The following is a 9,670-nucleotide window of genomic DNA, read 5'->3' on the forward strand; positions in this document are numbered from 1 at the left end:
AATCATCTCCTCTTCAGGATCAATATGTTTGTGTTTTGTCAACTCGCCAACGAGAAACGATTGGTGAGCAAACGAATGTAGGACTCGTACCAGTTCAGCGCCTGTCTTACGTGGTAGTCGTAATGCAGTTCATACTTCCTATGGTCGAGTTGCACTTCCACGCGGGCGGAATGGTCGGCAAGGATACGCTTGTAAGCGTCCGCCATCTTCCGATAGTGCGACAGGATACGTTTCATCTGACTGTTGGTCATCGCCAAGTCGGGAGTGCTATACGTGCCGTCTCCAGTGCTATATGCGGCACCCTCGGCCGTAAGAACCGGCCCGATTTCACTGTTCGTGACGGTTTGGACCTTAATTGACATAAGGTCAAGGTTCGTCTTGCCGCCAGCATCCTCATACAGACTGTCCAGCAATTGCCGATACGCATTCTTATTGCGTTCCGGGTCATTGTCATTGGTCAAGACCGTGACACCACACTTGCAGTTGGAATGCAACGGCATCAGATCGCGCGTATGGTAAATGCGGGTAGCCGCAGCAATACACAGGCCACACGTACCAGTATCAGACAGTTCAGGGTGGGGGACTCGAATGTAATCATTCACGCCACTACGCGCCCATCGCTCCGTAGCGGCAGCATTACTCGCCAACGTCATGTCGGTAGTGGCAATCGTCCGCAAACGGTCCAAACCAGATTGAAGCCACGAAGCAACCGTAGCCAAATCAGTACCAGACAGTTCATCCCACGACACCGGACGCAACTGCGGCATCTGCACAGCCGCATGACGATACGCCAATGCGGGCCGCTCCAACACCTCCAGCGGAGTCGTATTCGCACGAGTCACAATGAACCCATCCAACGGTTCACCGCCAGGAGACATGCCAGCGTTTTGCAACACCGAATCCGCATAACTCACACCCAAACGACGGGCCGCCTCGATGAAGCTCTCATATGCCGGGGCAAGTTTCGCGCTGACACCGATCGTGACGGCACCATTCCACCAGTCAGCCGGAGTCAAGGTCTTCCACACATCCCACGACTGCTTCACGAAAGATTTCGTCAACTGGTCCCGTTGGGACTGGTACGCATCCTGCAACGAATCAGAGGAAGGTGTCATGGCTACTCCTCCACGTCAACCAGAACCGCATTATCCCCAGTAGAAGCCGACTCATCGAACCCAGTAGACTGCGACTCAGCCTGTGCCTGGTTCGTGGTGACCTGTGCCGTGAACGAAGCATCGTTCATATCCTGCATCGCCTCGGCAATCTCCGTCTCCGTCATATGCAGATACTTACGCATGATCGTCTTCGCAGGAAGAATCTCCTGCACATAGTTCGCCGCCTGAGCCGTGTTCAAATCAGAATCATGCATGATAGGCGCCCAAACCGTCTCAAAACGCTGGTCTACCGCAGAACTGTCACCATTCGCAACCATCGCCATGCGCATGGCAAGAACAAACCCGTCGTTCGCCCTGGCATTCAAATCAGTAACGTTGAAAATCAGGCCTTCACGCTTCAAATCCGCACCAGAAGCGGAACCCTGCACATCCGGGCTGAGAATGTCCAACGGCAACCCAGTAGCCGCCGCCAACTGCTTGACATCGTTCGTCGCGGCAGTCACCCATGGCGTAATGTCAGTGACCGCGCTTTCCCAAATCTCAGCTCCCTCCGGCAGCGTCCACAACATGCCGGGGCCAAGAGAGAACGTGTCTGAATAGTCGATATGGTCGCCAACCTTCTTGGTACCGGCGACGACTTCAGGGTCACCGTCCACGTACACGGTTGGAATCTTGCCCTTGACCGCACGCTGACGGAACGCCTGCATCACCTGCACGCAGAAACGGTCGAACCGTTCCTGATCCAACGACATGAGGATACGAAGATGCGGCTCAAACTGGCCCATACCATCACCAGAGCCAACACGTACAACAGGAATAGAATTGCAGTTTTTTGCAAAATCTGTATCCTTGCCGTCGCCCTCGCTATCCCATGAAAAATCAGTGGGAATTGTAGGTATAGTAGCTTGTGGGTCATTACACAATTTATAGATTTCGGTTGAATCGCTCTCCGACATGATGCTACGCCCATTCGTAGCACGTGTTGCATGTCGAACCTGTATGTTCGACACGGTGCCATCATCATCCCGTTCTGCCCGGTACAAAGAAAACTGTTCTACGCCGTTGAAGGCATCATAGGAATAGATAACAGCAGAATCTCCATCATCTGAAACTGCCGTAGTCCAAGGTGACAATACATCAACACGATTAGGGGCAATACTATCTGTCACCATCAGGTATCCGGACCCATACAGGGCGACATCATGCATCATCTGCCGCGCCTTCAAGTCCATGCGATTATCGAACCAAGCGGTATCCGCATCCGTATTGCGCGCAGAGTTCTCCCCGACCATACGGAAGCCAATAGGCTTCTGACGGGAACTAATCGAGTTCACGATAATACGCGCATAATTCACGGCACCCATTTCACGGAACCGCTCATAGATCACGGTGCTGTTATCGCTCGTACCGTCAGGAATCATGCTGGTGGGAATAATTTCCTGACCATCGTAGAACGTACGCAGCTTACACAATTGAGGAATACGGTCCACCAGACGCTGTGCAAGAACACTAATCCAGTAGGCGTCCATATCATCATCGGCAGCGCCGGAAATGATGTTATTGAAATCAGCCATCCAAGCCACCTCCGATTACCCGTACACGCGAATGGGCCGGTACAGGACTTCCTCTTCCTCGCCATCCGCCAGATACTTGTTCCTGGCCGCGTATGCCAACAGGCCAGCCATCATCGCATCGATCTTGTTCGGCGAGTTCGGTGTTTCCTTGAACACCAGGTAGCCGAACCGTTTCTCACGGCGTCGAGCATTACGAAAATGGTCCACGAGACGAGGGTCAGCAAGGAGCGCTATCTGCTGCCGTATCGGTTCGGCATGACGGGCAACGGGCTTCCACTCATATTTGAAGTTCGTTTCCATCGTGACCAAAGTGTCGTACACGTCCCGTTGGAACCCGTTCATCGGGAACCGAATCTTGCCACGGTTGCCACGCGGAGACACCCGCAGCTGACCCTCATAATCCTGTTCCCAAGCGGCAATGTACGGCTCCCAGAACGCGGTATCAGCGAACATGCCAACCACGTTGTAGTGCTCCATCATGTACCGGACGGCACCATCGAACGCATCACGGTCCACCGTCCAATGCGCATTCTCCGCACCATCCGGTTTCGCCAACAGCTTCACCAGGAACAGCAAGCCGTCACGGACACGGCACCCCACCAGCGCGGTCGAATCATCCGACACGGAACCATCGAACCCAAGCGTAATCTCCTCGTCCGGTTTGATGACCTGCTTCCACACGTCCATCACCGCACGCGCGTCCGCCGCCTGGTCATACAGTTCACGGCCAAACAGGTGCGTTTGAATGTCAGACTCGGGAACCCACGCATCCGCCGCACTCGTAAGCGAGTTCAAATAGTAGCGGATAGCCTCAGCAGGGTCAGTGCCCGCGTTGAGAATCAGGTTCTTCGGACCATCCAAATCCACCCACCCGTACTTCGACGGGCCCGGCTCCACCCCCGGCGTCGCCAACGAATTACCATACTCGTCGCGGCCGGTACCGGGAACCACCGTCGTAATCCGACCGTCAGGAAGAATCAGATGGTCCTTCCCATCCTTGGACAACGCCACCGACCCATGCGACTCCATGAGCGCATGAGTCAGCTTCTTCTCGTCCGCAATATCATCCACGCTCAACACCGCATAACGATGATCGAACAAAGTACGCTGGTCATGCTTCGTCTTGCCCTCGGCAATACTCCACGCCGTCCGGTACGTGTCCTCAGCCAAAGAGTTCAAACCCGGCTGATACATGGTCGTCGTCTCCAACACCCACGGCTCAGCGTCACGCTTACGCTTCGACCCGTTACGAATCAGAGTGCGGGCCATACCCTTCGCACGCCCCTGGAACAGGTGGGACTCGTCCAACTCAATCCACGTCTGCAAACCACCATCACGCGACGCCGCCCCCGACGTGGCAGGCCGAATTTCACCGCCGCCACACTCCTCGGGCAGGATGATACGGGTCTGCCCCACATCCATGCCCACGCCACGCAACTGCGCAAGAGGCCCATCCGTACAATTCACGTAGATCACGTCGTACACGTTGCCCGTCTGGTCCTCACTGTTAGCAGCAAGAGCAACCCTGGAGCCTTGAATCAGGCGCCCAACCGGCTCACCCGCTTGGTAACGGTACGTGCGGCCAAGAAACATGTACGACTCCCCAGCCTCAGCCCAATGGTCAAACCGGCACGGCGCCAACGACTCAAACAACGCAATCAGCCCCGCCAAACCACTCTTGTTGGAACCCTTCGGCCGACTCAAAAACACACGATCAAACAGACGCCGCCCATGCCGGTCCAATGCGTAACAATTCACCAGGAACTCGGCATACTCCGGCGTAAACACCATCGGCTCAGTCTCAACAGGCGGCGAACCAATCACACAAAACGACTCAATCCACCACACCGCAAACCAGCCCATAGAACGGGCCTTCTGCTCACGAGACAACTGCGGGATGACATCATGCACAACCCATCACCCCGCAATCATCCCCTATCCGAGAATCGCACCCCTCAAATCCACCAAATGCTCAGCATTCACATCATTCACCACAGCACCACCACCCGCAGCCATCTGGTCCGGGTCCGGCGTATCCCACTTCAACGCATGCCGCGCCAACGGGCCCACACCCAGCGCATTCTCCCGAGCCCTAACCTCCGCAGCCAACTGAACACTAAACCTGCGATACAACTGGTCCTTGCAAAAAACCAAATCAAGCACACTATCCCAGTCAAGATCAGTCCCCAACTTCAACGCCTGGGGGCTCCTACGAATCCGCTCATAGTATTCTTCCGGCCCCCACGACGTCAACCACTCCTTACCATCCGGCCTCAACGCCGGAAACTCCGGACCTCGAACAATCCCATCCCACTTCAGTGTCTCACCCGTGACCTTGCTTGCGCGCCTTCCTTGACCTGCCAATCGGAGACCTCGCTTCCCACTTAGCCCGACACCCCGGATGCAACAGCACACGATTAGCCAACACCGGCAAGCCGCCAGCCTCCAAAGGCAACAGCCAGCCAGACCCAATCACGTCACCCTCGGCAACCTCACCGCCACACTCAACACAGAAACCATTCGACGCAGCCCACACATCCCGATTCGTGAACTTCTCCACCATCGGCACCGGCTCCTCCGGCACCCGGTCAAACACGTCGTCAGAAGAAATCACCCTGTTCCGGCCACGAGTAGGCAACACGCCACCACGACGCCGCAAACGCATATATCGCATGCGACACCGGGCGGAACAAAAATCCTTAGGCCTGTCGCCCACATCCATCCACGTGCCGCACACAAAACACAGCTTCTTACGCTGCACCGGCCTCACGATCTTCCCGTGATAGCGCACCATGTCATAATGCTTCCTACACAAGCCGGAAGCACACACGTCACGGCTGCACCCATCCACACTGCAACTCATCGGAAAGCGGGATGCTCATAGAACTTGGCAGCATTCCTCCTCCGCGAAGCCTTCACACGGCCTTCCGCCGACTCGGCAGCAGTCTTCTGCACATGATGGTAATGACACAAGGCACGCAGATTATGCGGGTCATCGTCATCCCGCACCATGTTATGCACGATATGGTCCACCTCATTCGCCGGAGCGCCACACACGCCAGCCGGGAACCCGTTCTCATCGGACACCGGCCACTGGCACATATGATGGTCACGCTCCAGAATCTTCGCCCGGGTCTTCACCCAACCCTTATTAAACCGCTTCTTACGATTCGATGAAGACCAAGGCATCAGGCGCACCCCTCACACGTAATAAGGCGACACGGAAAACAGTCAAACCCGATTCTCTTATGGTTTTCAGTCATCAACGCACTCAGAGCGCCTAGTGACCGTACATCGCATCACCCAGCACGTTGAGGAGGAATCGAACCTCCGTCTACAGTTTTGGAGACTGTCGTGCTACCACTGCACCACCAACGCAAACGGCAGCAACGAACCGGATGCTGCCTTATCCATCCCGCAGGATGGAACCCTCTCGTTTGATCTTGCGACGCCGAAACGCCAGACCGTACCTTCCATTCGCCGCCGAGGGAATTGTCACCCAACCAAGGGCTGACGGACGAGTCACATCGCGGGCCTTGCAAAACCCCACGCGGCACTCCCACCGTTGCAAGCGGCATCCGGGAGCCTCCCTGTGAACTGTTCGGGAATCGAACCCGTCCCTCCAACCACAGAGGTTGGCGTGCTGCCACTACACCACCAGCTCCGGCACGCCTTATAAGCAAGCCCTGAATGTGGCAGGGCTACGCGCCGGTAAGTACTCCGGGCGGGACTTGAACCCGCACTGAACGCATTTTGAGTGCGTCGCCTCTACCCATTGGGCTACCAGAGCAACCGTGGCCTCACAGCCACGACGAGGACCATGTTAGCGGAAGGAAAAGGAAAAAGAAACCGCCGACCACGCACGCCCCTACGCGCAGCCAAACCTACCCATTGAACACTGCACTGAAAGCCTCCAACGCACGCACCAAACGAGCACGAAAACCCTCCGAATCAGGAATCAACGGAACATATGCGGTATCGTTCGCGTCGGCACCCTTAGTCACTGGTCCCAGCCGAAACGGAAACGGGACCTCGACCTCACCAAGCGGCTCCTCACGGTTACCCGCACAGAACTTCACGCTCACGGTCACAATCTGCTCGGTACGATCAACGGCCATGACGCATCAGCTCCTGGAGCACTCGGGTATTGGGTACGAAAATAATCAGTTGGCGTGCCACGCTGCACGATACCTACAAGGTATCTTACACACCAACCGTGTTGCAGCAAGCGTTGCACCCGCTGTTGCACCGAGTGTTGCACCCCGCGTTGCACTCAGCGTTGCAGCAAAACGTTGAAATACCAACGATTCCAAGCACTCTGTTACGGCAATTTCAAAAAGTCCCGGACCACATTCACGGGCAGAACCAGACACCCCTGCGGCCTTCCTTTGACCCCGGGGGTACCCTCCCCTGCCTCGGGTTGGTCCCGTCGTCGGCGTCCTGGGTGTGCGGCGTGGCCGCGCGTGCGTGTGATGCGGCCGTGCGACGCGGCCGCGCGTGACGCGGCCGCGCGCGTGTACACCATACGGCTGCCGTGCGCAACCCTGCGCCGCGTCGGCTCATGTTTCGGTGCCGCGGCCCTGGACATGCATGTGCCGTGTTGGCGCGACCGCATGGAATCCCTTTATTTTCAACGCGACACGCCGTACGCTTGCTAACCAGCTGGGTAGCCTGTATAGTGATAGCCATCAAGCACGAAACGCTTGGGACGCTTGAGAATTGAAGAGTGAAACCCCGATACAGATACGCGGCGGCGCCCATGGTGAGACTCATGGATATGCGAGCGGCGTCCGCTGACTCTCAGACTCGGCTAAACTAGACCTACACGGGACGGAGGCCATCATGAGTCTGAAGGATTTACGGGCCGCACGCGGCCTCACACAACGGGAGCTAGCTAATCGGTGCGACGTGTCTCACGTGCGCATAGCCGACTGGGAACGCGGAGCGCGAGACCCGCGCAACATGAGTCTAGATACAGCGATACGACTAGCCGACGCCCTGCACGTGAGAGACCTACGACGGCTACTAGACGACTAGCCACAGTCGTCGGCGCTAGAGGGTTGAGCCCTGGGCACGTCGTAGTGCCACTGGCGCACGAAAATGGGGACGACACGCCGGAGTCACGCCCACCGCGTCGTGGTGTGGTACGCTCATGGCATCCCCGATTTTTCCCGCCCACTCGGGCGGATGCCATCTCCTACAAAATTCCCCCAGAGGTTGCAGCCTCTGGGGGATGGTGCTTCGAAAATTTACCCATTTTGTCAGCCCTCTCAGTGTATCAGCATGGGGGCTGACGTGCAAACTGGAGGATCAAAAAATGTCTACAGTCGTAGCCATCACCAGCAACCGACACACTCCCCGTGCTCACTGGCGCGAGACCTCCCGCGAGGTCATGGCCGAGGGGCATGAGGCACATGTGGCATGGAGCCGCATAGAGCGGGACCCCTCGTGTCGGACGCGTGGAAACTACGGGGTGGTTGAAACGGTGTTGTTGGGCTTGGTTCGTGCCGATGGCCGCGTGGATGCGCTTCGGCTGGACGTGGTGAATGAAACGCCATCATGTTTTATCGCTTTCATGTTCCGTTTGTTCCGCACGGTTCGGCAGGTTAACGGCATGTCGGTTTCCGATGTGCTGGCGAAACATGATTCGTTTGGTTGGCGCGTGGAGAGTTTTGCCGGGTTGACTGAGTTCATGGCGGCTTCGGCGTCGGCTAGGGCTTTTTGTTCCTACCGTGAGGACGGTTGGTTTACTGCCGACTAGGTTTTCGGCCGTGAGTTGGCGGCGATAGTAGCCACTCCCCCTCCGGCGGGCTGCCGGGAAAAATAATCGTGCAGGTTTAGGGAGATTGTTATGAGCACGCGCTGTATGATCGGTATCGAGTACGCTGACGGGACCATTAGGAGCGTCTACTGTCATAATGACGGCTACCCGGAAGGGGTGGGCCGTATCCTGGTGGAAAATTACAAGACGGTTGAGCGCGTTGAGGCGGTCATGAAGCTGGGGGCGCTGAGCTCTCTGGGCCGCGAACCTGTGTCGTTTACGCGGGAGGAGTATGACGCTTTCGGCCGTGAGATGACTGAGGAGGAGCTGAGCGCCAAGTGCTTGTCTTACAAGGGGTGGCGCGACGACGATGTCCCGGCCGATGAGGTTGAGGGGCGTGGCGAGTACGTTGATTTTAACTGCGCCGACGGCGACATTGAGTACTTGTACTTGTTTGACGCGGGGTCTGCCGTGTGGCGGGTGCATGAGACGGCAAAGGGCGGGTATGATTTTGTTCCCGTTGTGTTCCGGCTGACTCGCTGATTTTATCGACACGCCGACACCAACAGTTTCACGTTTGTGTTAAACTATTGGTGTCAGCAGAAATTCGACTGCAACGCAGTCCAACATCTAGGAGATGACACAAATGGAAAACAAGATTTTTGATAATACGGACCTGTGGGACCTGATTCAGCATGATGACGTGTTGTAACTATTTTCTGATTCTATCATGTTCTGACCTATTTATGGTATACTGGGTACCATGAAATTATCCCAGTATGCGCGCAATGAGGGTATCACCTACAAGGGTGCGTACCTGCGGTGGAAGAAGGGGCGTATTCCCGGCGCATACTTGGACGGGACGGGGCACGTGGTCGTGCCGGACCCGAAGGTCGAGAACCTGAGGAACGCGGCCGTGTATGCGCGCGTGTCCACGAACCGGCAGAAAGAGGACTTGGAGCGTCAGGCCGAGCGCATGGCCGCATTCGCCAATGCCGCCGGGTACCGGGTCGTCAAGGTCGTCAAGGAAGTCGGTTCCGGCGTCAACGACCATAGGGTCAAGCTCACGCGCCTGCTGGAATCCGACGAATGGGGCACCTTGGTCGTGGAACACAAGGACCGGTTGACCCGTGTCGGGTTCGAATGGTTCCGCGTCCTGCTCGCCCGGCAGGGCAGAAACGTGGTCGTCGCCAACGAGGCGCAGGACGATACAAGCGACC

At 56.7% G+C, this 9,670-nt stretch carries 10 protein-coding genes and 3 tRNA genes; 4 read left to right on the forward strand and 9 right to left on the reverse strand.

The genetic code is table 11. The features are described 5' to 3' along the window. Positions 1-38: 38 nt before the first annotated feature. The 9 genes from BCUN_RS10730 to BCUN_RS10765 all read right to left on the reverse strand — a co-directional run bounded on the left by BCUN_RS10730 (position 39) and on the right by BCUN_RS10765 (position 6,807). Entirely contained in the window at positions 39-1,115 is a 1,077-nt protein-coding gene (locus BCUN_RS10730) for a hypothetical protein (RefSeq protein WP_051921060.1), read from the reverse strand. Positions 1,116-1,117: 2 nt separating this feature from the next. Beyond that, complete coding sequence (locus BCUN_RS10735; protein WP_033516794.1) at positions 1,118-2,689, reverse strand: phage portal protein; 1,572 nt, start codon at positions 2,687-2,689, stop codon at positions 1,118-1,120. 15 nt (positions 2,690-2,704) lie between these two features. Next, positions 2,705-4,600: a hypothetical protein gene (locus BCUN_RS10740; protein WP_033516792.1), complete on the reverse strand. Its 1,896-nt coding sequence runs from the start codon at positions 4,598-4,600 to the stop codon at positions 2,705-2,707. 24 nt (positions 4,601-4,624) lie between these two features. Beyond that, complete coding sequence (locus BCUN_RS13060) at positions 4,625-5,104, reverse strand: phage terminase small subunit (protein WP_476559208.1); 480 nt, start codon at positions 5,102-5,104, stop codon at positions 4,625-4,627. 444 nt (positions 5,105-5,548) lie between these two features. Further along, positions 5,549-5,878: an HNH endonuclease gene (locus BCUN_RS13015; RefSeq protein ID WP_033516789.1), complete on the reverse strand. Its 330-nt coding sequence runs from the start codon at positions 5,876-5,878 to the stop codon at positions 5,549-5,551. A 118-nt stretch (positions 5,879-5,996) separates the two neighbouring features. Further along, positions 5,997-6,067, reverse strand: a tRNA-Trp gene (locus BCUN_RS10755). A gap of 215 nt (positions 6,068-6,282) precedes the next feature. Further along, a tRNA-Gln gene (locus BCUN_RS12510) sits at positions 6,283-6,353 on the reverse strand. A 52-nt stretch (positions 6,354-6,405) separates the two neighbouring features. Next, positions 6,406-6,479 (reverse strand) — tRNA-Leu (locus tag BCUN_RS10760). 94 nt (positions 6,480-6,573) lie between these two features. After that, the gene (locus tag BCUN_RS10765) at positions 6,574-6,807 is read right to left on the reverse strand and encodes a hypothetical protein (protein WP_033516786.1); all 234 of its coding nucleotides are present in this window, start codon (positions 6,805-6,807) and stop codon (positions 6,574-6,576) included. A gap of 724 nt (positions 6,808-7,531) precedes the next feature. Here BCUN_RS10765 and BCUN_RS12030 point away from each other — a divergent pair. The 4 genes from BCUN_RS12030 to BCUN_RS10780 form a co-directional block, all read left to right on the forward strand. Next, positions 7,532-7,726, forward strand: a complete 195-nt coding sequence (locus BCUN_RS12030; RefSeq protein WP_081895682.1) for a helix-turn-helix transcriptional regulator — start codon at positions 7,532-7,534, stop codon at positions 7,724-7,726. Positions 7,727-8,162: 436 nt separating this feature from the next. Beyond that, a complete protein-coding gene (locus BCUN_RS10770; RefSeq protein ID WP_034258726.1) occupies positions 8,163-8,450 on the forward strand; it encodes a hypothetical protein in 288 nt (95 codons plus the stop codon). Positions 8,451-8,555: 105 nt separating this feature from the next. Beyond that, on the forward strand, positions 8,556-8,993 hold the full coding sequence (locus BCUN_RS11700) for a hypothetical protein (protein ID WP_152598142.1): 438 nt from the start codon (positions 8,556-8,558) through the stop codon (positions 8,991-8,993). 220 nt (positions 8,994-9,213) lie between these two features. Continuing rightward, on the forward strand, positions 9,214-9,670 hold a 457-nt coding region (locus BCUN_RS10780; RefSeq protein ID WP_034258683.1), incomplete at its 3' end, for an IS607 family transposase.

It is taken from the genome of Bifidobacterium cuniculi (genome assembly GCF_000741575.1).
GTDB lineage: Bacteria > Actinomycetota > Actinomycetes > Actinomycetales > Bifidobacteriaceae > Bifidobacterium > Bifidobacterium cuniculi.